The sequence below is a fragment of the Paenibacillus sp. cl141a genome, assembly GCF_900109305.1.
Lineage (GTDB): Bacteria > Bacillota > Bacilli > Paenibacillales > Paenibacillaceae > Paenibacillus_AQ > Paenibacillus_AQ lautus_A.
This window is the reverse complement of sequence record NZ_FNZO01000017.1, coordinates 42,230-65,887: the sequence shown is the minus strand read 5'-3', so window position 1 is coordinate 65,887 and position 23,658 is coordinate 42,230. Positions and strand designations below refer to the sequence as shown.

The 23,658-nt window shown below is 51.3% G+C and carries 27 protein-coding genes and 1 other annotated feature; of the genes, 25 read left to right on the top strand and 2 right to left on the bottom strand.

Annotation, left to right across the window (positions count from 1 at the left end):
- Positions 1-24 precede the first annotated feature (24 nt).
- The 7 genes from BMX45_RS29360 to pssA all read left to right on the top strand — a co-directional run bounded on the left by BMX45_RS29360 (position 25) and on the right by pssA (position 8,276).
- On the top strand, positions 25-486 hold the full coding sequence (locus BMX45_RS29360) for a CtsR family transcriptional regulator (RefSeq protein WP_009594675.1): 462 nt from the start codon (positions 25-27) through the stop codon (positions 484-486).
- Positions 487-510: 24 nt separating this feature from the next.
- Entirely contained in the window at positions 511-1,035 is a 525-nt protein-coding gene (locus BMX45_RS29355) for a protein-arginine kinase activator protein McsA (RefSeq protein WP_009594667.1), read from the top strand.
- A 38-nt stretch (positions 1,036-1,073) separates the two neighbouring features.
- Positions 1,074-2,138, top strand: coding sequence for a protein-arginine kinase McsB (locus BMX45_RS29350; protein WP_090914131.1), 1,065 nt, complete (start codon positions 1,074-1,076; stop codon positions 2,136-2,138).
- A gap of 119 nt (positions 2,139-2,257) precedes the next feature.
- Positions 2,258-4,714: an ATP-dependent protease ATP-binding subunit ClpC gene (clpC, locus tag BMX45_RS29345; RefSeq protein WP_090914129.1), complete on the top strand. Its 2,457-nt coding sequence runs from the start codon at positions 2,258-2,260 to the stop codon at positions 4,712-4,714.
- Positions 4,715-5,034: 320 nt separating this feature from the next.
- On the top strand, positions 5,035-6,402 hold the full coding sequence (radA, locus tag BMX45_RS29340; RefSeq protein WP_009594669.1) for a DNA repair protein RadA: 1,368 nt from the start codon (positions 5,035-5,037) through the stop codon (positions 6,400-6,402).
- 13 nt (positions 6,403-6,415) lie between these two features.
- On the top strand, positions 6,416-7,492 hold the full coding sequence (gene disA, locus BMX45_RS29335; RefSeq protein ID WP_090914127.1) for a DNA integrity scanning diadenylate cyclase DisA: 1,077 nt from the start codon (positions 6,416-6,418) through the stop codon (positions 7,490-7,492).
- Between the two features lie 49 nt (positions 7,493-7,541).
- Positions 7,542-8,276 (top strand): CDP-diacylglycerol--serine O-phosphatidyltransferase, encoded by a 735-nt coding sequence (gene pssA / locus BMX45_RS29330; RefSeq protein WP_254778352.1) that lies wholly within the window; start codon positions 7,542-7,544, stop codon positions 8,274-8,276.
- A gap of 128 nt (positions 8,277-8,404) precedes the next feature.
- Here the strand turns inward: pssA and BMX45_RS29325 are convergent, their stop codons facing one another.
- On the bottom strand, positions 8,405-8,800 hold the full coding sequence (locus tag BMX45_RS29325) for a nucleoside triphosphate pyrophosphohydrolase family protein (RefSeq protein ID WP_009594665.1): 396 nt from the start codon (positions 8,798-8,800) through the stop codon (positions 8,405-8,407).
- A gap of 280 nt (positions 8,801-9,080) precedes the next feature.
- Here BMX45_RS29325 and BMX45_RS29320 point away from each other — a divergent pair, with 280 nt between their 5' ends.
- From BMX45_RS29320 to gltX, 4 genes are all read left to right on the top strand, one after another.
- Positions 9,081-10,169: a PIN/TRAM domain-containing protein gene (locus tag BMX45_RS29320; protein WP_015737636.1), complete on the top strand. Its 1,089-nt coding sequence runs from the start codon at positions 9,081-9,083 to the stop codon at positions 10,167-10,169.
- 76 nt (positions 10,170-10,245) lie between these two features.
- On the top strand, positions 10,246-10,941 hold the full coding sequence (ispD, locus tag BMX45_RS29315; RefSeq protein WP_090914123.1) for a 2-C-methyl-D-erythritol 4-phosphate cytidylyltransferase: 696 nt from the start codon (positions 10,246-10,248) through the stop codon (positions 10,939-10,941).
- A complete protein-coding gene (gene ispF, locus BMX45_RS29310; protein ID WP_009591976.1) occupies positions 10,938-11,426 on the top strand; it encodes a 2-C-methyl-D-erythritol 2,4-cyclodiphosphate synthase in 489 nt (162 codons plus the stop codon). The genes ispD and ispF overlap by 4 nt, the downstream gene beginning before the upstream one ends.
- 68 nt (positions 11,427-11,494) lie before the next feature.
- A complete protein-coding gene (gene gltX / locus BMX45_RS29305; protein WP_090914121.1) occupies positions 11,495-12,958 on the top strand; it encodes a glutamate--tRNA ligase in 1,464 nt (487 codons plus the stop codon).
- A gap of 313 nt (positions 12,959-13,271) precedes the next feature.
- Here gltX and BMX45_RS31520 read toward each other — a convergent pair whose 3' ends face one another.
- The gene (locus BMX45_RS31520) at positions 13,272-13,466 is read right to left on the bottom strand and encodes a hypothetical protein (protein WP_145041115.1); all 195 of its coding nucleotides are present in this window, start codon (positions 13,464-13,466) and stop codon (positions 13,272-13,274) included.
- Between the two features lie 180 nt (positions 13,467-13,646).
- Between BMX45_RS31520 and cysE the strand changes: the two genes are divergently transcribed.
- From cysE to BMX45_RS29235, 14 genes are all read left to right on the top strand, one after another.
- On the top strand, positions 13,647-14,336 hold the full coding sequence (gene cysE / locus BMX45_RS29300) for a serine O-acetyltransferase (protein ID WP_036662760.1): 690 nt from the start codon (positions 13,647-13,649) through the stop codon (positions 14,334-14,336).
- 153 nt (positions 14,337-14,489) lie between these two features.
- A complete protein-coding gene (gene cysS, locus BMX45_RS29295) occupies positions 14,490-15,896 on the top strand; it encodes a cysteine--tRNA ligase (protein ID WP_090914119.1) in 1,407 nt (468 codons plus the stop codon).
- Entirely contained in the window at positions 15,893-16,339 is a 447-nt protein-coding gene (locus BMX45_RS29290; protein WP_090914117.1) for a Mini-ribonuclease 3, read from the top strand. The genes cysS and BMX45_RS29290 overlap by 4 nt, the downstream gene beginning before the upstream one ends.
- 91 nt (positions 16,340-16,430) lie before the next feature.
- Positions 16,431-17,183 carry a 23S rRNA (guanosine(2251)-2'-O)-methyltransferase RlmB gene (rlmB, locus tag BMX45_RS29285; protein WP_090914115.1) on the top strand — a complete coding sequence of 251 codons (753 nt, stop codon included), beginning with the start codon at positions 16,431-16,433 and terminating at the stop codon, positions 17,181-17,183.
- A 5-nt stretch (positions 17,184-17,188) separates the two neighbouring features.
- Positions 17,189-17,707, top strand: a complete 519-nt coding sequence (locus BMX45_RS29280; RefSeq protein WP_036662755.1) for an NYN domain-containing protein — start codon at positions 17,189-17,191, stop codon at positions 17,705-17,707.
- A gap of 204 nt (positions 17,708-17,911) precedes the next feature.
- Complete coding sequence (gene sigH, locus BMX45_RS29275; RefSeq protein ID WP_006212942.1) at positions 17,912-18,556, top strand: RNA polymerase sporulation sigma factor SigH; 645 nt, start codon at positions 17,912-17,914, stop codon at positions 18,554-18,556.
- Positions 18,557-19,117: 561 nt separating this feature from the next.
- Entirely contained in the window at positions 19,118-19,267 is a 150-nt protein-coding gene (gene rpmG, locus BMX45_RS29270; protein ID WP_006212941.1) for a 50S ribosomal protein L33, read from the top strand.
- A gap of 24 nt (positions 19,268-19,291) precedes the next feature.
- Positions 19,292-19,483 (top strand): preprotein translocase subunit SecE, encoded by a 192-nt coding sequence (gene secE / locus BMX45_RS29265; protein ID WP_006212940.1) that lies wholly within the window; start codon positions 19,292-19,294, stop codon positions 19,481-19,483.
- Between the two features lie 21 nt (positions 19,484-19,504).
- Complete coding sequence (gene nusG / locus BMX45_RS29260) at positions 19,505-20,038, top strand: transcription termination/antitermination protein NusG (RefSeq protein ID WP_006212939.1); 534 nt, start codon at positions 19,505-19,507, stop codon at positions 20,036-20,038.
- Positions 20,039-20,110: 72 nt separating this feature from the next.
- Positions 20,111-20,536 carry a 50S ribosomal protein L11 gene (gene rplK / locus BMX45_RS29255; RefSeq protein ID WP_006212938.1) on the top strand — a complete coding sequence of 142 codons (426 nt, stop codon included), beginning with the start codon at positions 20,111-20,113 and terminating at the stop codon, positions 20,534-20,536.
- A gap of 80 nt (positions 20,537-20,616) precedes the next feature.
- Complete coding sequence (rplA, locus tag BMX45_RS29250; RefSeq protein WP_009591966.1) at positions 20,617-21,309, top strand: 50S ribosomal protein L1; 693 nt, start codon at positions 20,617-20,619, stop codon at positions 21,307-21,309.
- Positions 21,310-21,378: 69 nt separating this feature from the next.
- Positions 21,379-21,537 (top strand) — a sequence feature (ribosomal protein L10 leader region).
- A gap of 58 nt (positions 21,538-21,595) precedes the next feature.
- Positions 21,596-22,099, top strand: coding sequence for a 50S ribosomal protein L10 (rplJ, locus tag BMX45_RS29245; RefSeq protein WP_090914113.1), 504 nt, complete (start codon positions 21,596-21,598; stop codon positions 22,097-22,099).
- Positions 22,100-22,167: 68 nt separating this feature from the next.
- Positions 22,168-22,530 carry a 50S ribosomal protein L7/L12 gene (gene rplL, locus BMX45_RS29240; RefSeq protein WP_009591984.1) on the top strand — a complete coding sequence of 121 codons (363 nt, stop codon included), beginning with the start codon at positions 22,168-22,170 and terminating at the stop codon, positions 22,528-22,530.
- Positions 22,531-22,712: 182 nt separating this feature from the next.
- A complete protein-coding gene (locus BMX45_RS29235) occupies positions 22,713-23,318 on the top strand; it encodes a class I SAM-dependent methyltransferase (RefSeq protein ID WP_090914110.1) in 606 nt (201 codons plus the stop codon).
- The last annotated feature ends 340 nt before the right edge of the window (positions 23,319-23,658 follow it).

Sequence of the window (23,658 nt, the reverse complement as noted above, 5' to 3'; positions counted from 1 at the left end):
CAAACAGTGGAGGATGAACAGACCATGCGTAATATCTCTGATATTATCGAACAATACCTGAAGAGCATATTGCAAGAAAGTCCGGAAGGAACCGTCGAAATTCAACGCAACGATTTGGCGGAGCAATTTTCTTGCGTTCCTTCCCAGATCAATTACGTGATCAGCACACGGTTCACACTGGAGAAGGGCTTTCTTGTCGAGAGCAAGCGCGGCGGGGGCGGATACATCCGCATCCAGCGTATCGAGCTTCCCCAGCATACTGCACTCCAGCAGCACCTTCATCATACCATCGGCAGCATGATTGACCAGACGGTAGCGGAAGGCTTGATCTACCAGCTGGAGGAATCCCGGTTTTTGACGAAGCGGGAGGCCAGCCTGATGCGGGCCGCCGTTTCAAGGGAATGCCTGAATGTGAAGCTTCCTTATCGGGATGAGCTGCGCGCACGTATTATGAAGGCGATGCTGATTTCTTTATTAGGTAAGTGAGTCTGTGTAAGGAGGCATCGAAGTATGTTATGCCAAGAATGCGGTAAACGGCCGGCGACACTTCATTTCACCAAAATTGTGAACGGGGAGAAAACGGAGTTTCACTTTTGTGAAACTTGTGCCCGTGAAAAAGGGGAATTGATCCCCGGTACGTCGAATGGTTTTTCTATACACAGTTTGCTGTCAGGCCTGCTGGATCTGGATCCTTCAGGCAAGGGCCAGACCCCCGGTGCGAAAACGGCTCAGACGCTGCAATGCGAGGAATGCGGCATGACGTATTCCCAGTTCAGCAAGCTTGGCCGGTTCGGCTGCAGCTCGTGTTATAAATATTTCTCGGATCGATTGGATCCGTTGTTCAAGCGAGTCCATGGGGGAACTTCCCATGTGGGCAAAGTGCCAAAGCGTACCGGCGGCCGGATTCAGATCAAACGCCGGATCGATGAGCTTAAGAAGGAGCTTCAAATGAGAATCCTGCAGGAGGAATTTGAAGCGGCTGCCGAGATCCGGGACCAAATTCGTGAGCTGGAGCGTAACATTGCTCAGGGATAAGATCGTTACATTTTGCACTTTAGTAGGAGGAATGCGTGATGTCTAATCTCCGGTTTACCGATTCGGCGCTGAGCGAGTGGATGCGCGGGAACGGTCAGGATTCCGACATTGTCATCAGCACCCGCGTGAGGGTGGCGCGCAACCTGCAGCATCTTCCTTTCCCGCTGCTCGCAACGGATCAGCAGTCGGGAGAAGTGCTAGAGCGCCTGACCCATGTGTTAAAGGATAAGGAGGATTTGCAGGATTTCGGGCATTTGCATGTAATTAAATTAAGTGAGATTGATGAGCTGGATAAGAAGGTTCTCGTCGAGAAGCATCTGATCAGTCCCAATCTGGCTAATGAATCCCGAAACGGTGCCGTCATCCTTACCGAAGATGAATCCGTCAGCATTATGATCAATGAAGAGGATCACTTGCGCATACAGTGTTTGTATCCCGGATTTCAGGTTCGGGAGGCATGGAGCCGCGCGACGGCGCTGGATGATATTTTCGAATCCGAGATCGATTATGCTTTCGATGACAAACGGGGTTACCTAACGAGCTGTCCGACCAATGTCGGCACCGGCCTTCGAGCTTCGGTCATGATGCATCTGCCCGCGCTCGTCATGACGCAGCAGATCAATCGGATTCTTTCAGCCGTATCGCAGGTAGGCTTGACCGTTAGAGGGATTTACGGCGAGGGCAGCGAAGCTTTAGGAAACCTCTTTCAAATCTCGAATCAGATTACGCTCGGGCAAACCGAGTCGGAGATCATCGAGAATCTTCACAGCGTGGCACTGCAGATCATCGAGCACGAGAAGAATGCCAGGGCGCGGCTCCTCAGTGAATCCAAGCTCCGTATTACGGACCGGGTCATGCGTTCATACGGCATCCTGTCCTATGCAGCGGTCATGGATTCCAAGGAAGCGGCTCAGCGCTTGTCCGACGTTCGGCTAGGCGTGGATCTCGGCCTGCTGGAAGGCCCGGAAATTCCGGTCATGAACGAGCTGAACGTTAAGACGCAGCCGGGATTTCTCCAGAAGACCTATGGCGAGGGCATAAATCCTTCCGAACGCGATATGTACAGGGCTAAACTCATTCGGGAGACATTGGGCAGCCGTTAAGAAGTTGTTAGTTATTATTACTCGCTTTACAGTTGGATGACGGTATAAACGTCTTAGCTGGCGATACACCGAAATCCGCGAGGTTCAATATATTAATTGAAACGTGGAGGTGCAATACTATGATGTTTGGCAGATTTACGGAACGCGCACAAAAGGTGCTTGCATTGGCTCAGGAAGAAGCGGTACGCCTGGGTCACAACAATATCGGCACAGAACATATCCTGCTTGGGCTTATTCGTGAGGGAGACGGCATTGCAGCCAAAGCGCTGATCGGACTTGGACTTGGTCTTGAGAAAATCCAGGACGAAGTGGAGACATTAATCGGACGCGGACAGGAGCAGCCAACCAACATTGCTTACACGCCTAGAGCGAAAAAAGTGATTGAGCTCTCCATGGACGAAGCCCGTAAGCTTGGCCATACCTATGTGGGAACCGAGCATATTCTGCTGGGGCTGATTCGCGAGGGCGAAGGGGTTGCGGCACGCGTGCTGAACAACCTGGGCATCAGCCTGAACAAAGCCCGTCAACAGGTGCTGCAGCTGCTGGGCAGCAGCGAAGCGGTATCTAGCCATCATGGCACGCCGCAGAACGTGAGCACGCCTACATTGGACAGTCTCGCTCGGGATCTGACCGCCATTGCCAAGGAAGGTAATCTGGATCCGGTCATTGGCCGCAGCAAAGAAATCGAGCGCGTGATTCAGGTGCTTAGCCGCCGGACCAAGAATAACCCGGTACTGATCGGTGAACCGGGAGTAGGTAAAACGGCGATCGCGGAAGGCTTGGCACAGCGCATCATCAACAATGAAATTCCGGAGACGCTGCGCGACAAACGCGTGATGACGCTGGATATGGGCTCCGTCGTAGCAGGAACGAAATACCGCGGCGAGTTTGAGGACCGCCTGAAAAAAATCATGGATGAGATTCGTCAAGCCGGCAACATCATTCTGTTCATCGATGAGCTGCATACCTTGATCGGCGCAGGCGGAGCAGAAGGAGCCATTGACGCTTCCAACATCCTTAAGCCTTCATTGGCGCGCGGAGAGCTTCAGTGCATCGGGGCTACCACGCTGGACGAATACCGCAAATACATTGAAAAAGACGCTGCACTTGAGCGCCGCTTCCAACCGATCACGGTGGATCAACCGTCGCCGGAAGAAGCCATTCAGATCCTGTATGGACTGCGTGACCGTTACGAAGCGCATCACCGCGTGAAAATTACTGACGAAGCGATTGAACAGGCCGTGAAATTGTCCGACCGCTACATTACGGACCGCTTCCTGCCGGATAAAGCGATTGACCTGATTGACGAGGCCGGTTCGAAAGTTCGTCTTCATACGTATACCATACCGCCAAATCTGAAAGATCAGGAAGCGCACCTGGAGGACATCCGCAAGGAGAAAGACGCGGCCGTCCAAAGCCAGGAATTCGAGAAAGCGGCAGCGCTGCGCGATACGGAGCAGAAGCTTCGCGAAGAGCTCGAAGTCACGAAGAATCAATGGAAAGAAAAACAAGGACGTACCGATTCCGAGGTAACGCCGGAGGACATCGCCGACGTTGTCGCCAACTGGACCGGTATTCCCGTCAATAAACTGAAGGAAGAAGAGACCGAGCGTCTTCTGAATCTGGAAGAAATTCTTCACAGCCGCGTAATCGGCCAAGAGGAAGCCGTCAAAGCCGTCAGCCGTGCGGTTCGCCGGGCACGCGCGGGACTGAAGGATCCGAAGCGCCCAATGGGCTCCTTCATCTTCCTGGGTCCTACCGGGGTAGGTAAAACCGAGCTGGCACGAGCTCTTGCCGAGGCCATGTTCGGAGATGAGAATGCGGTCGTGCGAATCGACATGTCCGAGTACATGGAGAAGCATTCCACGTCGCGTCTCGTCGGAGCGCCTCCGGGATATGTCGGCTACGAGGAAGGCGGTCAGCTGACCGAGAAAGTGCGCCGCAAGCCGTATTCCGTTGTCCTTCTCGATGAAATCGAGAAGGCGCATCCTGAAGTATTCAATATCCTGCTTCAAGTGCTGGAAGACGGACGCCTGACCGATTCGAAGGGCCGGGTGGTGGATTTCCGGAATACCCTGATCATCCTGACTTCCAACGTCGGGGCGGAAGCGATCAAGAAGAACTCCACGCTTGGATTTACCGCCGTGACGGATGCAGGCCGCGATTATAACAACATGAAAGGCAAAGTGATGGATGAGCTCAAAAAGAGCTTCCGTCCGGAGTTCTTGAACCGGATCGACGAGATCATCGTGTTCCACTCTCTGGAAGAGAAACACATTGCCGAGATCGTGACGCTGATGTCCGACGAGCTGCGTAAGCGCCTGAAAGAATTCGAGGTGCATTTCGAACTCACGGACAAGGCGAAGGCCTTCATAGCGAAGGAAGGATACGATCCGGCCTTCGGTGCCCGTCCGCTGCGCCGGGCTATCCAGAAGCACATCGAGGATCGACTTTCCGAGGAGCTGCTGAAAGGCAATGTGGCCAAGGGCGACTCGCTTGTCATCGATGAAGCGAACGGCGAACTGGTTGTGAACAAGAGTGAAGGTGTAACGACCGCATCGGCCGAAACGGAATAAGATAAATAAATCACCCCGCTGGAGTCAAATCCGGCGGGGTTTTTTGATTGGGAAACCACTTTGATTTCGCTTCCAGTTTCCTGGTTTTATCAGCGATCGTAAGAACGATCCGGCAGCAAAGCGGACGCGGTTTTTCAGCAGCAATTAACGCATGTTCACCCCCTGCTCCTTCAAATTTGAAACAAATCCATTTCATCCCGCGTAAAGTTTCCAATTAACCTTTACGTTGAATTATAAGAAATGGTAAACTTTGAGTAATGCCTGAATTTGCAGGGTTTTACGGAATCCGACAAATGATGCGCGACATAAAGGAGACTCACATGGCAAAAACTAAGACGAAATTTTTCTGTACCGAATGCGGCTATGAAGCGCCCAAATGGTTCGGAAAATGTCCGGGCTGCCAATCATGGAATTCCATGGTAGAGGAGACCGAGACGGTAATCAAGACCCAGGGGATGAATTCCCCTCTTTTTCATAGTAAAGAAAAACCCCTTTCGATCATAAATATAGAAAGCGGTAAAGAACCCAGAATCCAGACGGGCATTGCGGAATTGAACCGGGTGCTCGGGGGCGGGCTGGTCCCGGGCTCGCTCGTGCTAGTCGGCGGCGATCCCGGCATTGGCAAATCCACGCTCCTGCTTCAAGCCTCCAACCGACTAGCCCAGAACGGCATTCGCGTTCTGTACATTTCCGGTGAGGAATCCGTGCGCCAGACCAAACTGCGCGCTGACCGGCTCGGGGCGCTATCCCCGGAGCTGTTTGTCCTCTGCGAAACCAATCTGGAATCGATCGAGGAAGCCATTGAGAACGTACAGCCTGGCTTCGTTGTCATTGACTCCATCCAGACGGTGTACTTGCCTGAGGTAACCAGCGCGCCGGGCAGCGTATCCCAGGTTCGGGAATGCACAGCCCGCTTCATGCGGCTGGCGAAGGTGAAGGGCATTGCGACCGTCCTTGTCGGACATGTGACAAAGGAAGGCGCCATCGCAGGTCCAAGGATGCTGGAGCACATGGTGGATTGTGTGCTTTATTTTGAAGGAGAGCGTCATCATACTTACCGCTTGCTTCGCGCGGTGAAGAATCGTTTCGGTTCGACCAATGAGATTGGCATTTTTGAGATGGGTGAGGATGGGCTTCGGGAAGTCGGGAATCCATCGGAGCTCTTTTTATCCGAACGGCCTTTGGGCGTAGCGGGTTCGACCGTAGTTGCAAGCATGGAGGGTACACGCCCGGTTCTGGTAGAGCTGCAGGCGCTCATCTCCACGACGCACTTCCCGTCACCGCGCCGGATGGGCACAGGAGTGGACCATCACCGCATGAACCTGATCATTGCCGTGCTGGAGAAACGGATGGGGATGTACCTGCAAACTCAAGACGCCTACCTGAACGTAGCGGGCGGCGTGAAGCTCGATGAACCTGCGGTGGATCTGGCCATAGCGGTTAGCATCGCATCCAGCTTCCGCGACATACCGACCAAGCCGTACGACGTTATTTTTGGCGAGGTGGGATTGACCGGCGAGGTTCGCGCCGTTTCAAGAGCGGAGCAGAGGGTAAGAGAAGCCGAGAAGCTGGGTTTTAAGCGCGTTCTCATGCCGGAGAAGAGTTTGAAGGGATGGAAGCATCCGAAAGGAATACAAATTATCGGAGTCAACACCGTTGCAGATGCATTAGCGGTTGCGTTAGATTAGGGGGCATACGAAGGTGAAAGAAACGAGCCAACTGGACAAAATGAATGATTTGCTAAAGCTGGTAGCACCGGGAACGCCGTTTCGCGACGGACTGGAGAACGTGCTGCGGGCGAAGACGGGCGCCCTGATCGTTGTAGGCTACAGCCCGGAGGTAATGGAAGTTGTCGACGGCGGCTTCTCCATTAACTGCGATTTTTCGCCAAACTATTTATACGAGCTCGCTAAGATGGACGGCGCCATCATCTTGAGTGAAGACTTAAAACGAATCTTATATGCGAATACCCAGCTGATCCCGGATTCCTCGATCTCTTCCATCGAGACAGGGATACGGCACAGAACGGCGGAGCGGGTGGCGAAGCAGACGGGCAAGCTGGTTGTGTCCATCTCGCAGCGCCGCAACATTATTACGCTGTACCAAGGCTCGCTGAGGTATGCATTGAAGGAAATCGGCGTCATATTAACCAAGGCGAATCAGGCCATACAGACGCTGGAGCGATACCGCGTGGTGCTTAACCAATCGCTGACCAACCTCTCGGCATCCGAATTCGAAGAACTGGTCACCATCCCGGAAGTCGTTAACGTCATACAGCGGGTGGAGATGGTGCTCCGCATCAAGAAGGAGATCAAGCGTTATATTAACGAACTCGGCAACGAAGGCCGACTGATCAGCATGCAGATGGATGAGCTTGTGAGCAATATGGAGGAGGAGGCTTGGCTGCTGTATGCAGACTATGCCCGGGAGTACAGCGAGGAGAAGGTCCGCGAGATCATTCTCGCGCTCAAGCGTTCAACGGATGAGGAACTGCTGGACATTCATCATATCGTACGGCTTCTTGGATACCCGGCTTCCGCCGCTGCTTCGGAGGAAGAAATACTGCCGCGCGGTTACCGGATTTTGAACAAAATTCCGCGTCTTCCGAATGTGATCATCCGCAACCTGGTGGACCAGTTCCATGACTTATCCAGCATTATGACCGCTTCCATCCATGAGCTGGATGAAGTAGACGGGATCGGCGAGGTTCGGGCACGCACCATCAAAGAAGGCTTGAAACGCTTGCAGGAACAAGTATTCATTGACAGACAAATCTAAAAGCCCTACAATCGATGTTCGAACGTACATGAACGAGGTGAATATAAAAATGACGAAATCAATTCCGAACATGTTTACTTTAGGTAATCTGTTTCTCGGAATGATTGGTATCATCTTGGCGACGGAAGGTCGAACGAGTATGGCTGCCATTATGATTATCATTGCCATGCTCCTTGACGGACTGGATGGTCGGGTAGCTCGGGCCTTGAATGCCCAAAGCGAATTCGGCAAGGAACTTGACTCCTTGTCCGATGTGATTTCATTTGGCGTAGCACCGGCACTTATTATGTATACCGTAGCGTTTACGGATATCAATACCGCACTGGCTTGGACGGTGACCGCCATATTTCCGATGTGCGGCGCACTGCGGCTTGCAAGATTCAATGTTCGTGCGGGCATCCCGGGATATTTTATCGGCCTGCCGATCCCCGCAGCGGGAGGCGTGCTGGCCACCCTGGCGTTGTTCCATGAAGAGATTACAGCACCTTATATGATTTTTGCCGTATTATTGCTTTCTTACCTTATGGTTAGCTCAGTCAAGTACCCGAATTTCAAAAAGATCGGCATTCCGAAAACCGCGATTAAATTTACGCCTTTGGTCATCATTGGCGCCGTGATGGTAGCCGTGTTCTTTCCGGAGCAGACTTCCATGCTGATCTTCGTGCCTTTGGTGTTGTATGCTGGTTACGGCTTGAAGCAGAATTTCCGCAGGCTTAACCGTAAAAGCCGTCGCAAAAAAGATGACCGCAATTCCGATGAAGCCTATCAGTCTTCGGACCGATAAACGGATGCAAGGATATATATCCAAATAAAAAGCATTTATTTCCCTGCCAGGAGCAGCGAGATAAATGCTTTTTTTTTGTATGCATGGAGCACCTTGCCGTTACGGTCCGTCTTGGTATGTAAGCGGCTTTACGACAGGTTGAAGAGACCCAATGTGGAGCATTTCTGCGACTCCTTAACAACAACCTCATCCAGTTGAATGTCCAGAAGATTCGCAAGGGCAGACATATAAAATAGGTTTCGGCCAAGCTCGGTGCTTACCGCTTCTCGGCAATTCTCGCACAGATGGCCTTCGACGTGCGTGCCTGCCAATTCCCGGGCTGATTCGAGATCAGCGCCGATATCGAAGGTTTGCTTCGTGGCGTGGAGCTCGATGCATCCGCATTCTGTGATGGCCTTGGTGACGGCCCGGTTGACTGAAGCGTTGCTTTGACCATTTTTAGACAGAACATCCAAGAGACTGCGGTGACGGAGCAACAATTCGGAAACTTGGTCCTGAAAAGCCTGTAAACTAGGAGCGCTCATTTATACATCCACCTCGATATTATGAATTGAGTTCATTATATTCCACTACTTCAGCCGATTTCAACCAGTTTCAGGCGTGTAAAGGTGGTCAATTCCAGTTGTGAGGTCGATGTCAGTACACGTCAAAGCCTGATGGGTGTAGGTAAAAACAGGCAGGTCATCGCATCCGGAAACTTTATTAGAAAAACTTCAATCGGCACGATTACGACTTTGCAAATTGGACCATACTGGAAATAGAAGCCAAGATTATCAGGTATACAAAGGAGGTGTGCGGAAGCTCATGTTAAAAAAAGCTATCTTAGCATTTACGGTATTATGCGGAGCATGGGGCGGGTATACGTTATATCATACAATGGAACGGTCTTTCTCAGGGCTCTCGCCTATGTTTGGACAAGGAATATTTGCAGCGGGAAGCGGAGCCTTCGCGGTGCTTGGAGGATTATTGTTTGGCATGATCGGCGTGCTGTCGGCGGATCGGGTAACGAGATGGCTGCACAGCCTGATCTCTTCGTTCTCCCGGATCCCGATGAATGAGCTGGCCGCGGGAACGGCGGGATTGTTAAGCGGTTTGCTGCTGTCTTTATTGCTCTCTCCGGGATTATCCTTGCTCGGACAAGCAGGGCAGCTGCTGCAGGTCGGCATCACACTGCTCGGCGGTTACATCGGTTTACGCATTGGATTGGAGAAGAAGGATGAACTGGCTTCCCTATGGATGTCGGGGAAGTGGAGCCAAACCGCCGAACCGGAAGGTCGGCGCGTGGAGGAACATAAAATTCTGGATACAAGCGTCATTATTGATGGCAGGATCGCAGATATTTGCAAAACCGGATTTATTGAAGGAACGATTGTCATTCCCGAATTCGTCCTGGAGGAGCTTCAGCATATTGCGGATTCCTCGGATCTTCTAAAGCGAAATCGCGGCCGGCGCGGGCTTGATATCTTGAACAAAATCCAGAAGGAACTGGATGTAAAGGTGCTTATCTACGAAGGCGACTTTGAGGAGATATCCGAAGTGGACAGCAAGCTGGTGAAACTCGCCAAAGTGCTTCAAGGTAAAGTGGTCACGAATGATTTCAACTTGAACAAGGTTTGCGAGCTGCAAGGCGTGTCGGTGTTGAACATTAACGACCTGGCCAACGCGGTGAAGCCGGTGGTTCTGCCAGGGGAAGAAATTCTGGTGCAGATAATCAAGGACGGCAAAGAGCATGGTCAGGGCGTCGCATATCTGGATGACGGCACGATGATCGTAGTGGAGGGCGGACGCGAGTATATCGGCACAATGATGGAGGTGCTGGTTACCAGTGTACTGCAAACCTCTGCGGGCCGGATGATCTTCGCGAAACCAAAACTGTTGGAAAAAGCCCAGTAAAGGGGTATGATGGGGATATACATATCCGGTATTCGTCCGTTTGTGGCGTTTGGGTGAGACAGGAGTTTGGTGTGTGATGAGTAACTTCGGCGCCGTCATCGTAGCGGCGGGAAAAGGAACGAGGATGGGCACCCGGGAGAGCAAGCAGTACTTGGTTCTGGACGGTAAGCCCATTATCGTTCATACGCTTGAAGCATTCAGCCGGATACCATGGCTGCAGGAAATTGTGCTTGTAACGGGGATGGAGGATGTTCCTCGCTGTCAGTCCTGGGTGCAGGAATACGGTTTGGATAAGGTATCGACCGTAATCCCTGGCGGAAGCGAGAGACAACAGTCCGTATATCAAGGCATCAAGCAAATCTCTTCAGAATGGGTAATGATACATGACGGCGTAAGGCCGTTCGTAACGCAAGAGGAAATTGAAGCCTGCCGCGATGCGGCGATCCGCGAAGGCGCCTCGGTACTCGGGGTTCCCGTGAAGGATACGATTAAGCAGGTGAACGGTAAGGGGCTCATTACAGGTACCCCCGACCGTCAAAGTCTGTGGGCCGTCCAGACCCCACAGGCTTTTCGTCTTTCCGACCTGCTGTCCGCGCATGAAGCTGCGGCGAAGGAGGGATTTGCCGGCACCGACGACGCCATGCTGATGGAGCGGGCAGGGCATCCGGTCACCGTGGTGGAGGGGAAATACAGCAACATCAAAATCACCACGCCGGAGGATCTGGAATATGCGGCTTTTTTACAGAAACGTAAGGGAGAGGACATGGAATGATTCGAGTAGGACAAGGGTTTGACGTACATCAGCTCGTAGAAGGAAGGCCGTGCATCATCGGAGGCGTCACGATTCCGCATGACAAAGGTCTGCTTGGGCACTCCGACGCCGACGTGCTGCTGCACGCCGTAACGGACGCGATCCTGGGGGCGCTGGGGCTTGGCGACATCGGACGCCATTTTCCCGATAACGATCCTGCCTTTAAAGACGCCGACAGCCTGAAGCTTTTGGAACAGGTATGGGTTATGGCGAAAGAACGCGGGTATAGACTGGGTAACATCGATTCCACGATTATTGCCCAGAAGCCGAAGATGGCGCCATACATTCCGCAAATGGCCGAAGTGATCGCCAAAGCGCTGGATGCCGAGGTGGATCAGGTGAACGTGAAGGCGACCACCACCGAGCAGCTCGGGTTTACCGGCAGGGGCGAAGGAATCGCCGCGCAGTCGGTTGTCTGCCTTGTAAAAGGTGTGCTATCATCTTGAAGTATGCGTTCAAAAAGGGAGTTTTTGAACGGGGAAACTTTGTAGAATAGGGAAGCGGAGGGGTTACAATGACCGGAGAAGTCCGCGTGCGCTATGCACCGAGTCCAACGGGACATTTACATATCGGCAATGCCAGAACGGCATTATTCAATTATTTATTCGCCCGCAAGAACAACGGGAAATTCATTATCCGTATCGAGGATACGGATGTGAAACGCAACGTGGAGGGCGGCGAGCAGAGCCAGTTGAAGTACTTGAAGTGGCTGGGCATGGATTGGGATGAGAGCGTAGATGTTGGGGGCGAGTACGGACCTTATCGCCAGACCGAGCGTCTTGATATTTATAAAGAATATTGGCAGGACCTTCTGGATCGCGGGCTGGCTTACCGCTGCTACTGCACAGAGGAAGAGCTGGAGCAGGAGCGGGAAGAGCAGATGGCTCGGGGCGAAACGCCGCGTTATTCCGGGAAGCATCGCGATTTGACCGAAGAGCAGCGCCAGGCGCTTGAGGCTGAAGGCCGCGTGGCGAGCATCCGCTTCCGCGTGCCGGAAGACCGCGTCTACACGTTCGACGATATGGTGAAGGGCACGATTTCGTTTAACAGCAAAGAGACGGGCGACTTCGTCATCGTCAAAAAAGACGGCATTCCTACCTACAATTTCGCGGTAGCTTTGGATGATCATCTCATGAAGATCAGCCATGTGCTGCGCGGGGAGGATCATATCTCCAATACGCCGCGTCAGCTGATGATCTATGAAGCCTTCGGGTGGGAGCCCCCTCAGTTCGGGCATATGACCCTGATCGTGGGCGAGGATCACAAGAAGCTGAGCAAGCGCAACGAATCGATCATCCAGTTCATCGAGCAGTATGACCAGCTTGGTTATTTGCCTGAAGCGCTGTTCAACTTCATCTCGCTGCTGGGCTGGTCTCCGGAAGGGGAGGAGGAAGTGTTCTCCCAAGAGCAGCTGATCTCGATCTTCGATGAGCATCGCTTGTCCAAGAGCCCGGCGGTATTCGACACGAACAAGCTGGCTCATATGAACAACACGTACATTAAGAACGCGGATCCGGACCGGATCGCCGATTTGGCCATTCCGCATTTGCAGAAAGCCAGCCGTTTGCCGTCCAAGCTTACGGCCGAGCAGGAGGAATGGGCACGTGCGCTCGTGGCGCTCTATCAGGAGCAGATGACGGCGGCTTCGGATATCGTGGATCTGTCGGAAGTGTTCTTCCGCACGCACCTGGAGCTGGATGCCGAGGGGATCGAAGTGATGGGCGGCGAGCAGGTGCCTGCCGTACTGTCCGCATTCCTGGCGAAGATCGAACAGTCCGATGAGTTTAACGCGCAGAAGATCGCCGCCATGATCAAGGAAGTCCAGAAGGAGACCGGGTTTAAGGGCAAACAGCTCTTCATGCCGATCCGCGTAGCCCTGACGGGACAAACCCATGGCCGCGACTTGAACCAGACGATCTGGCTGCTTGGCAGGGACCGCGTGCTTGACCGTTTGCGTTCCCAGATCAAAGGCGCATAAGTCGGGCGGCATCCGCAATAAACGTTCCTTGTCAGCCCGTATATCATCAGTTATAATTACACCAAACTAGAAGTGAAATATTCTTTGATCTTAGGGTTTTATTAAATGGTGCATTTACTCATACAGGGAAGTAGCGGAGAGGACGGAATTGTGCTGGAGAAGCGAAGCGTTCGCCTTTGTCTTCCGATTTCAACCTAAGCAATATCGTTAAAGAAATCGGAATCAACAGCGATCGGAAGCACAAGCCGTCAGCGCAGCGTCTCTAGTGAGCCACGCGGTCATTTATGAAGTCTGGATCAACAAATATAAACGTTTAAAAAGCTACGATCAGGAGAAGTACGCGTAAAACAGGCACGTTCCAGAGAGGACAATCGGCAGAAGACAAGAACCACTTGAATTTGCCGGCTGAGAGTTGTCCCGTCGCCTGCAGCGGAAATGCACCTGTGAGCTGCATGGTTGAAGCGAACGCAATCGTTAGATCATGCCGGTCGTCTGCCGTTAATGACATGAAGAGAATCGGTAGAATCCGTCCCTGACGAAGGGAGGAGTCTTGTGCCGGTTCGAAGCAGAGTGGAACCGCGGTCTAGCGCCTCTGCAGCGATAAGCTGCAGGGGCGTTTTTTATTACAGGAATAACGATGGATAGCAAGTTGCATGCGCGATTGGAAGAGGGGAAAGAGGGAGCGTTCATGTTTAAACAGATGAAATCGGATATTCGGACAGTGTTCGAGAATGACCCGGCCGCCCGGGGACTTTTTGAAGTGGTATTCACCTACTCGGGACTTCACGCCCTGTGGGCGCACCGGGTGGCTCATGCCTTATTTAAGCGGCGGTGGTATACGCTGGCACGGATCATATCTCAGATCAGCCGGTTCATGACAGGCATCGAGATTCATCCGGGCGCCCGTATCGGTAGTCGGCTGTTCATCGACCATGGCATGGGGGTTGTCATTGGAGAGACCTGCGAGATCGGAGACGACGTGGTGATCTACCAGGGGGTGACCCTTGGCGGAACCGGCAAGGAAAAAGGCAAGCGGCATCCGACGATCGGCAACAACGTGGTCATCGGATCGGGAGCGAAAGTGCTAGGTTCTTTTACGATTGGGGATAACTGTAACATCGGATCCAACGCGGTCGTATTAAGGCCCGTACCCCCGAACAGCACCGTTGTCGGCAATCCCGGCAAAGTCGTGAAACAGAACGGGGAGCGGGTGCGCGACCGGCTGGATCACACCAACCTGCCCGATCCGATTGTCGATACGCTCCGTTCGATGCAGAAGGAGATCGATCAGCTCCGGGCGGAGCTGGATGAGAGCAAGGGAAGCCGGCATCAAGCGATGGTTTCCGAGGCTGTCGTGTCTTCGGCCAAGGAAGAATAGAAGAACTCCCGTAACCTTGGATGCCTTGGACGATGCATAGCCTGACTTCATATAGCGATTTCGATACATCATCTTCAACATGAATCAATGCGTTACGCAGGCTTGAAGTAAGAGACAATAAGCGATGGAACGAAAGGATTGAGATGATACAATATGGCACTGCAAATCTATAACACGCTAACCCGCATGAAAGAAACGTTTGTTGCCCAGGAACCCGGAAAGGTAAAGATCTACGTATGCGGTCCTACCGTGTACGACTACATCCATATCGGCAATGCCCGGCCAATGATTTTTTTCGACGTGGTTCGAGCGTACTTCGAGAATCAGGGCAACGACGTGAATTATGTAGTGAACTTCACGGATGTGGATGACAAAATGATTCGGAAAGCGGAGCAAACCGGGACGACCGTTCCGGAGGTTGCGGAGAAGTTCATCAACGCCTATTACGAGGATTTGGACGGTCTCGGCATACCAAGAGCGACATTGAATCCGCGGGTAACGGACAATATGGAGAGCATCATCGAATTCATCCAGGAGCTCATGGATCGCGACTTTGCTTATGAGAACGGCGGAGACGTATTCTACCGGACCCGCAAGTTCGACGATTACGGCAAGCTGTCCCAGCAGAACCTCGATGAGCTGCAGTTCGGGATCCGGATCGAAGTGGATAAACGAAAGGAAAATCCGGAGGACTTCGTGCTGTGGAAAGCCGCGAAGCCGGGAGAGATCTACTGGAGCAGTCCATGGGGCGACGGCCGCCCGGGCTGGCATATCGAGTGCTCCGCCATGGCTCGCCGCTATCTCGGGGATACCTTGGATATCCACGGAGGCGGCCAGGATCTGCAGTTCCCGCACCATGAATGCGAAGTGGCGCAGTCCGAGGCATTGACGGGCAAACCGCTCGCGAACTATTGGATGCATAATGGATATATCCGCATCAACAACGAGAAAATGTCGAAATCGCTGGGCAACGGCGTATTGGTTAAGGAACTTCGCGAACAATATACGAAAGAAGCCGTGCGCTATTTCATGTTGTCCACCCACTACCGCAACCCGCTGAATTACAGCGACGAGGTGATGGAACAGGCACAGAACAGCGTGGAACGCCTCGCGAATGCGGCGGCAAACGTCGAACATCGATTGGGCACGGCGATTGGCTCCAAGGACGATCAAGTCAGCCAGGACGTAGCCGACAAAATATCGGCCGTGCTTGTCGAATTTCACGAGAAAATGCAGGACGACTTCAACACGCCGGACGCCATCACCGCGATGTTCCAATGGGCCAGCGAGGCGAATCAGCTGCTGAAGGAAGCATCGATTCCTGCCGCGGACCTGCATGAAGTGCTGCGGGCTTTCAACGAAATGAACGGCGTGCTCCGCATCGTGAACACAGGTCCGGATGAATTGCTGGATGAGGAAATCGAAGCGCTGATTGCCGAACGTGTCGAAGCCCGCAAGAATAAAAACTGGGCCCGAGCGGACGAAATCCGCGACAAGCTGGCGGACGAAGGCATCGTATTGGAGGATACGGCGCAGGGCATGCGCTGGCGGCGTAAATGAGCGGGGATAAGCATCAGGATCCTGCAGTAGTAGGCTGGTTTGATTTTCCGCCGTCGAAGCCGGCCCGTTTAATTCCGCCCATCGTGCTCGCTTACATCGGGGATGCCATTTATGAGGTGGCGGTGAGGCAGTTCTTGATATCACGGGCTAATCTCCGTCCCCATCACTTGCACCGTTCGGCTACGAGCTTCGTGTCGGCGAAGGCGCAGAGCCGGATATTGGCTTTTCTGGATCCGGAGCTGACGGAGGAAGAGCGCGATGTGGTGCGTCAGGGGCGCAATGCCAAATCAGGCAGCATACCGAAGAATGCCGACGTGCTGGAATATCGGCATGCAACGGCATTCGAGACGCTGGTTGGGTATTTATATTATGCGGGAGAGCAGGACCGTCTCCGTGAACTCATCGGAAAGAGCATCGAGTTTATCGAAGGGTCCGTTAAATAGACCGTGTGGCAATATAGGCATCAACATTGAAACGATACAGCCGGTATCTCCCAAACGGGGGACGCCGGCTGATATGCAGGAGGAGACCTACATGATGCAAGAAGAGGAAGTAGTAGCCGGTAAGCACTCCGTTACGGAAGCGCTCAAATCCGGACGCACGATCAACAAAATATGGATTGCCGAAAACGCGCAAAAGCATCTGACCCTGCCGATCATCGCGGAAGCGAAGAAGCTGGGCATCGTCATTCAGCATGTGGACAAACGGAAGCTGGATCAGATGGTTCCCGGAGTCCAGCATCAAGGCGTGGTTGCCCAGGCGGCACCCTACGCTTATGTGGAAGTGGACGATCTGCTGAAGGCCGCGGAGGAAAAAGGCGAGCTGCCTTTCCTGCTGCTTCTGGACGAGATCGAGGATCCGCACAATCTCGGATCGATTCTCCGAACGGCAGACTGCACGGGCGCTCACGGCGTCATATTGCCTAAGCGCAGATCCGCGCAGGTAACGGCAACGGTATCCAAAACATCGGCCGGCGCGGTGGAGTATGTGCCTGTAGCCAGAGTGACTAATCTGGGCCAAACGATCGATCAACTGAAGGAAATGGGCGTGTGGGTTGTCGGAACCGTGGTCGATGCCGTTCAGGAATTGTATGATACCGAGGTTTTTGACGGGCCGGTCGCCATCGTTATCGGCAATGAGAATAAAGGGATGGGGCGTCTGATCCGCGAGAAATGCGATGTGCTTGTGAAACTGCCGATGGCCGGAAAAATCAATTCGCTTAACGCCTCGGTTGCCGCAGGCGTCGTCATGTACGAAGTGCTTCGCCGTCGCCGCCTGCAAGGTTAGCGATGATGGCCGATTGGCGGGATGTGCTGCTGGTCGACGGTTATAACATGATCGGCGGCTGGCCGCATCTTGCGAAGCTTGCCAACAGCAGCATGCACGAAGCGCGGGACTTGCTGCTTGAGAAATTAGCGGATTACCAAGCGTATTCAGGCCTCAGAGTCGTGGTGATTTTTGACGCGTACCGGGTCCCGGGCTTGGGGAAATCCTACACGCAAGGCAAGGTGCAGGTGTTTTTTACGAAAGAGAAGGAAACCGCCGATGAGTGCATTGAGCGGCTTGTCGGCGAGTTTAGCCATCGACGGCGTAAAATTTATGTGGCGACCAGCGATTTAATCGAGCAGCACGTCATTTTTGCTAGAGGAGCACTCCGGCTGTCCGCCAGGGAATTGCTGAGCGAGGTCGAGCAGAGCGAGCGCGAAGTGAAGCAGAAGATTACAAAAGAGCATACCAAGAGCAGAAATACCCTGGACGGGAAGCTGCCGCCGGATGTGAGACAGGCGTTCGAGCGCTGGCGAAGGGAGTAACACAGTTTTACACCATGAGGGACGAAAGGTCGGCTCATTTGGAAAATGAAACAATATATGAATCTACGAAATAGTTTACATTAAATGTTATTATCGGTCTATTTAGGTAGAACGTGGTTGACGGTCTAGTAGACATCATATATACTTGTCATATATTTCAAGCGAGTGACGGGCTACCGTGCGTTCCGGGCCGGAGGGATTCTATTGAGTGTGGACCTCAAGGAAGTCATGTTGTCAGGGTATGATGTGATAAGCGATGAAGACATTGTCGAGGCGGTCCGCGAGGGTGATAGCGGGGCGCTGGAGTATTTGATCAATAAGTACCGGAATTTTGTACGTGCTAAAGCCCGTTCCTATTTTCTAATTGGCGCCGACCGGGAGGATATCGTCCAGGAAGGCATGATCGGGCTGTACAAGGCAATTCGTGATTTTAAAGGGGATAAGCTGTCCTCGTTCAAGGCCTTTGCCGAGCTCTGCATTACCAGGCAGATCATTACGGCGATCAAGACCGCTACGAGACAGAAGCATATTCCGCTCAATTCGTATGTCTCTTTGGACAAGCCGATTTATGACGAGGACTCGGACCGTACGCTGCTGGATGTCATTTGCGGCACAGCGGTAAGCGATCCGGAGGAACTGATCATCAATCAAGAGGAGTTTGTCGGCCTGGAAGACAAGATGTCAGAGATCTTAAGCGATCTGGAACGGAAAGTCTTGATGCTTTATTTGGACGGTCGTTCCTATCAAGAGATTGCGGTAGATTTGAGGCGTCACGTGAAATCGATTGACAATGCCCTCCAGCGGGTAAAGCGAAAGCTTGAGCGTTATCTGGAGGTCAGGGATAATTAAAGCAAATGTCGGACAAGAAGCAGAAGGCTCAATCAGAGCCTTTTTTTAATTGCAGCATCGTATTTCGGGATGGCGGGTGAAGGATCTTTGCATGCTTTACCTCCGTGATCTTTTGTCGGCAGGCGTGATAGGACGCAATTCAGAGATGTCCATTTTCGCATAATGTGTAATATTCGGTGTTTCATCTGTTGGAAGATTGAACATACTGGATATAGGCTAAATGCTATGCAAGATGGACAAAGACTGTGAAACGCCACAGTTTTTTACAGCGGAAGGTGTACAATAAGCCGGGGACTTATTCCCTGGTTTAGCTGGCAATGGCATTTATTGCAGCCCGCAATCAGAGAGAAAAAGGCTTGAAATGGCGCTATCCTTGTGATAAAGTGTTTTAGGTAGGCCTAAATTCGCGTGTTTTATGAATGGATCGTTGTTACAGCTTTTGGAACAACGGTTTTATTCATCTCGCAGAAATAACCGGGTTTCGATGAGAACAAGGTTGTTTCTACTAGGATCAATATCGATTCTTCTGACAAAGAAGGACGTCTTCGGGAGGTGCACATCATGCGGGTAATTATCACTTTGGCTTGTACAAGCTGCAAACAAAGAAACTACACAACCACCAAAAACAAGCGAAATCACCCCGACCGCATGGAGATGAAGAAATTTTGCAAGTTCTGTAACGAGCAAACTCCTCATCGCGAAACCAGATAGTTTTCTTTTGGAGGTGTAGTCGGCGTGAAACGTGGTTTCAAGTCTCTGTTTTCCTTTTTCTCTGAAAGCTGGGCGGAACTTAAAAAAGTTCGCTGGCCCAATCGTAAAGAACTGACGAACTATACTCTCATTGTTCTAGGCACCATTGTGTTTGTCACGATTTATTTTTGGGTTGTAGACATCGGTATTTCCGCTGTGATCGAAGCGATAATTTAGAAGGGTCCCAGGTGGCTTGATATGGAAAAAAGATGGTACGTAGTTCATACCTATTCTGGGTATGAGAATAAAGTCAAAGCCAATTTGGAAAAACGTGTCGAGTCCATGGGCATGGAGGACAAAATATTCCGCGTTCTTGTTCCGATGGAAGAAGAAATCGTAAACAAAGACGGCAAGAAAAAAACCGTCATGCGTAAAGTTTACCCGGGATATGTCTTGGTCGAAATGATTCAGACCGATGATTCTTGGTATGTTGTCCGCAATACGCCAGGAGTGACCGGTTTTGTTGGTTCGACAGGGTCCGGTTCTAAACCGACGCCTTTGCTTCCGGAAGAAGTGGAACAGATTCTGAAGCATATGGGCATGGAAGAGCCGAAACCGAAGATCGAATTCGACATCAAGGAATCCGTTCGTATCAAGGTTGGTCCTTTTGCGAATTTTGTGGGCTCCGTGGAAGAGATTTTGGCTGAAAAGAGCAAGTTGAAAGTTCACGTCAACATGTTTGGACGGGAAACCCCGCTGGAGTTGGATTATACTCAAGTGGAGAAGATCTGATTCTTCAGGTTTCTTGTGGGAGGGCGTAAATACGCGTCCGTCTACCACTATTGATGCAAGGAGGTGTCAACCATGGCTAAAAAAGTTATCAAGATTGTGAAACTGCAAATTCCTGCAGGTAAAGCGAATCCGGCTCCTCCAGTAGGTCCTGCATTGGGTCAAGCGGGTGTCAACATCATGGCATTCTGTAAAGAATTCAACGCACGTACTGCTGATCAAGCTGGTCTGATCATTCCGGTTGAAATTTCGGTGTTTGAAGATCGTTCCTTTACATTCATCACGAAAACTCCACCGGCTGCCGTTCTGCTTCGTGTGGCTGCTAAGATCGAAAAAGGATCCGGCGAGCCTAACAAGAAGAAAGTGGCTACCGTTAAGCGTGACGCTGTTCGTCAAATCGCTGAGCAAAAAATGCCTGACCTGAACGCTGCATCTGTTGAAGCTGCAATGAAGATGGTAGAAGGTACTGCCCGTAGTATGGGTATCACAATCGAAGACTAATCGTCTTTCGGTTGAAACCGGACGAGGTCCGGATTATGTGGGAGGAATTTCCGCTAACACCACAAAGGAGGAAAACAAACATGGCTAAACACGGTAAGAAATACGTTGAAGCTGCCAAGCTGATTGACAGCGAAGCAACTTATGAGCCTTTGGAAGCTGTAGAGCTTGTGAAGAAGGCTGCAACTGCCAAATTCGACGAAACTGTTGAAGCGGCTGTACGTTTGGGCGTAGACCCTCGTAAACAAGACCAGGCTGTTCGTGGTGTTGTTGTCTTGCCACACGGCACAGGTAAAACACAACGCGTTCTGGTATTTGCAAAAGGTGAAAAAGCGAAAGAGGCTGAAGCGGCTGGCGCTGATTTTGTTGGCGATCAGGACATGATCAACAAAATCCAACAAGGCTGGTTCGAGTTCGATGTCTGCGTAGCTACACCTGATATGATGAGTGAAGTCGGTAAACTTGGCCGTCTGCTCGGTGGTAAAGGCCTGATGCCTAACCCTAAAGCTGGTACGGTTACATTCGATGTTGCCAAGGCTGTTCAAGAAATCAAAGCCGGTAAAATCGAGTACCGTCTGGACAAAGCAGGTCAAATTCACGCGCCAATCGGCAAAGTGTCTTTCGATGCAGCTCAATTGAATGAGAACCTCAAAGCTCTCATCGATGCATTGAATCGTGCGAAACCAGCTGCTGCTAAAGGTGTATACCTGAAGGGTATCGCTGTTTCCTCGACGATGGGACCAAGCGCTCGCGTGAACACAACCGTTTACAGATAATATTACCATTGACTTTGGTCAATGAGGTTTGATATTATGTAACAGTTGTGAGTCTTCGAGACTGACCCTTAAAGTTGAATATGCTTACCGTAGACAGTAGGTGCCCTAAGCAGGCTTAATTTCCTACCGAGGTGTTATGATAGAACGTCAACAATTTGTCCGGTAGTACCGGCCAAATGATGATTCATCAGGCCTTCGTGATTCTACGGAGGCTTTTTTAGTGCCCGTAGGAAGAGCGGAGAGCTTGGTGCTCTTACGCTACTAATACAACCAGGAGGTGTAATCATTGGCAAACGCAAAAGTGATTCAAGCGAAACAAGAAGCGGTTGATGTCGTTGCTGCTAAGCTGCGCGAGAGCGTATCGACAGTAGTTGCTGACTATCGCGGACTGAACGTTGCGCAAGTAACTGAACTTCGTAAACAGCTTCGTGAAGCTGGCGTCGAGTTCCAAGTACTGAAAAACACGCTGCTTCGCCGTGCAACTGCGGCAGCAGAGCTGAGTGATCTGGACGAAGTCTTGACTGGTCCGACAGCTGTTGCATTTGGTACCAATGACGCTGTCGCTCCAGCAAAAATCCTTAACGATTTTGCTAAGAAAAACGACGCGTTGAAATTGAAAGGCGGCGTAGTAGAAGGCCGTGTCATCGGAGAGAGCGAAATCAAAGCTCTGGCAGAACTTCCGTCCCGCGAAGGTCTCCTCTCCATGCTCCTCAGCGTGCTTCAAGCTCCAGTGCGCAACTTCGCGCTTGCAGTTAAAGCTGTTGCTGAGAAGGAAGAACAAGGCGCATAAGCTTTGTCTTGCTAAAGCTGTGTAACAACAACTATCAAATCTTAATAATAAATGGAGGTTCAACTTAAATGAGCAAAGAGCAAATCTTGGAAGCAATTAAAGGTATGTCTGTTCTGGAACTGAACGATCTCGTAAAAGCAATCGAAGAAGAATTTGGTGTAACTGCTGCAGCTCCAGTAGCTGTTGTAGGTGGCGCTGGTGCAGCTGCTGAAGCAGAGCAATCCGAATTCGACGTAATCCTGACTAGCGCAGGCGCGTCCAAAATCAACGTAATCAAAGTGGTTCGCGAAATCACAGGTCTTGGCTTGAAAGAAGCAAAAGAACTGGTTGACAACGCTCCAAAACCATTGAAAGAAAAAGTAGCTAAAGAAGAAGCTGAAGCTGTTAAAGCTAAATTGGAAGAAGCAGGCGCATCCGTAGAAGTGAAGTAATTACTTCTCTAGATGAATGTCAGCAAGAAGCAAACCCCTTGAATATTTGTTCAAGGGGTTTGTTATTGTGGCGGGGGTTCAACGCGTACTGATTCTCTGCAGGAAAGGTTATACTGGGATAATGGAGCGCTTAAGGCTGATATCCTTAGGCGGGCAGAATTTGATTCAAGACGGAGGAAATGATGCCGAATCAACATTATTACTCAAATCAGCCGGAGATTGCTCATGATCGTAAAGAGTTAAAAACGGAACTTCGGGGGCAGTCATTTAGTTTGATCAGCGACGCCGGCGTGTTCTCCAAGGGCGGCGTGGATTATGGCAGCAAGGTATTAATAGACGCCATGGATTTCGGGCAGAATGCCCAGGTGCTGGATGTAGGATGCGGATACGGTCCGATCGGACTAACGGCGGCAAGAATCGCCGCACAAGGCCATGTGACGATGATCGACATCAATAGCCGTGCTGTCGAATTGGCCAAAGAGAACGCGAAGCGCAACGGTATAATCAACGTTACAATCTTAGAAAGCGACTTGTTTGAGGCGGTGAAGGATCAGCAATTTGATGTGGTTCTCACCAATCCGCCGATTCGTGCGGGAAAAGAAACAGTGCATGCCATATTCGAGGAATCGTGGAAACATCTGCGCGAGAATGGACAATTGTGGGTTGTGATTCAGAAGAAGCAGGGTGCACCTTCGGCGAAAGCGAAGCTGGAGAGTTTATTTGAACAGGTTGAGGAAGTAACGAAGGATAAAGGGTACCGAATATTCAAAGCGACGAAATCTTCTTAGAATAGTTCGACTAGGCTGTTGACTTGGGTATGCTGGTATGGTATTATTATAAAATGTCAGTATTAGGATGGTCTCTTTGTCTTTAGTTGGCTGAAATGTCAAGACTTATTATGCGGAAATACGCATAAAGTCGGTCATATTGACGTATAATATGTACATTTTGGGCAAATCTACAGGATATGAGATGATTATCATAACCATGGATAAGCTGCTCTTTTTTCGAAAAGGTATTCGATAAGGGCTTTTCTCTATTTATGGGAGTGTCCTCTGTATGTTTCATTATAGTGTTACAAACAGAGGTTCGCAATGAAATTTTTAAAGTGAGTAGACATGAGGGGTG

Coding starts and splice junctions, on each gene's coding strand:
- pssA (WP_254778352.1), top strand. CDS start 7,542: ATGACGAAATCAATTCCGAACATGTTTACTTTAGGTAATCTGTTTCTC.
- rlmB (WP_090914115.1), top strand. CDS start 16,431: ATGATGCAAGAAGAGGAAGTAGTAGCCGGTAAGCACTCCGTTACGGAA.
- BMX45_RS29290 (WP_090914117.1), top strand. CDS start 15,893: ATGAGCGGGGATAAGCATCAGGATCCTGCAGTAGTAGGCTGGTTTGAT.
- BMX45_RS29235 (WP_090914110.1), top strand. CDS start 22,713: ATGCCGAATCAACATTATTACTCAAATCAGCCGGAGATTGCTCATGAT.
- BMX45_RS29350 (WP_090914131.1), top strand. CDS start 1,074: ATGTCTAATCTCCGGTTTACCGATTCGGCGCTGAGCGAGTGGATGCGC.
- BMX45_RS29325 (WP_009594665.1), bottom strand. CDS start 8,800: ATGAGCGCTCCTAGTTTACAGGCTTTTCAGGACCAAGTTTCCGAATTG.
- rplA (WP_009591966.1), top strand. CDS start 20,617: ATGGCTAAACACGGTAAGAAATACGTTGAAGCTGCCAAGCTGATTGAC.
- BMX45_RS29360 (WP_009594675.1), top strand. CDS start 25: ATGCGTAATATCTCTGATATTATCGAACAATACCTGAAGAGCATATTG.
- ispF (WP_009591976.1), top strand. CDS start 10,938: ATGATTCGAGTAGGACAAGGGTTTGACGTACATCAGCTCGTAGAAGGA.
- rpmG (WP_006212941.1), top strand. CDS start 19,118: ATGCGGGTAATTATCACTTTGGCTTGTACAAGCTGCAAACAAAGAAAC.
- BMX45_RS29280 (WP_036662755.1), top strand. CDS start 17,189: ATGGCCGATTGGCGGGATGTGCTGCTGGTCGACGGTTATAACATGATC.
- gltX (WP_090914121.1), top strand. CDS start 11,495: ATGACCGGAGAAGTCCGCGTGCGCTATGCACCGAGTCCAACGGGACAT.
- BMX45_RS29355 (WP_009594667.1), top strand. CDS start 511: ATGTTATGCCAAGAATGCGGTAAACGGCCGGCGACACTTCATTTCACC.
- nusG (WP_006212939.1), top strand. CDS start 19,505: ATGGAAAAAAGATGGTACGTAGTTCATACCTATTCTGGGTATGAGAAT.
- rplK (WP_006212938.1), top strand. CDS start 20,111: ATGGCTAAAAAAGTTATCAAGATTGTGAAACTGCAAATTCCTGCAGGT.
- BMX45_RS29320 (WP_015737636.1), top strand. CDS start 9,081: ATGTTAAAAAAAGCTATCTTAGCATTTACGGTATTATGCGGAGCATGG.
- BMX45_RS31520 (WP_145041115.1), bottom strand. CDS start 13,466: ATGTCATTAACGGCAGACGACCGGCATGATCTAACGATTGCGTTCGCT.
- rplL (WP_009591984.1), top strand. CDS start 22,168: ATGAGCAAAGAGCAAATCTTGGAAGCAATTAAAGGTATGTCTGTTCTG.
- ispD (WP_090914123.1), top strand. CDS start 10,246: ATGAGTAACTTCGGCGCCGTCATCGTAGCGGCGGGAAAAGGAACGAGG.
- radA (WP_009594669.1), top strand. CDS start 5,035: ATGGCAAAAACTAAGACGAAATTTTTCTGTACCGAATGCGGCTATGAA.
- cysE (WP_036662760.1), top strand. CDS start 13,647: ATGTTTAAACAGATGAAATCGGATATTCGGACAGTGTTCGAGAATGAC.
- clpC (WP_090914129.1), top strand. CDS start 2,258: ATGATGTTTGGCAGATTTACGGAACGCGCACAAAAGGTGCTTGCATTG.
- cysS (WP_090914119.1), top strand. CDS start 14,490: ATGGCACTGCAAATCTATAACACGCTAACCCGCATGAAAGAAACGTTT.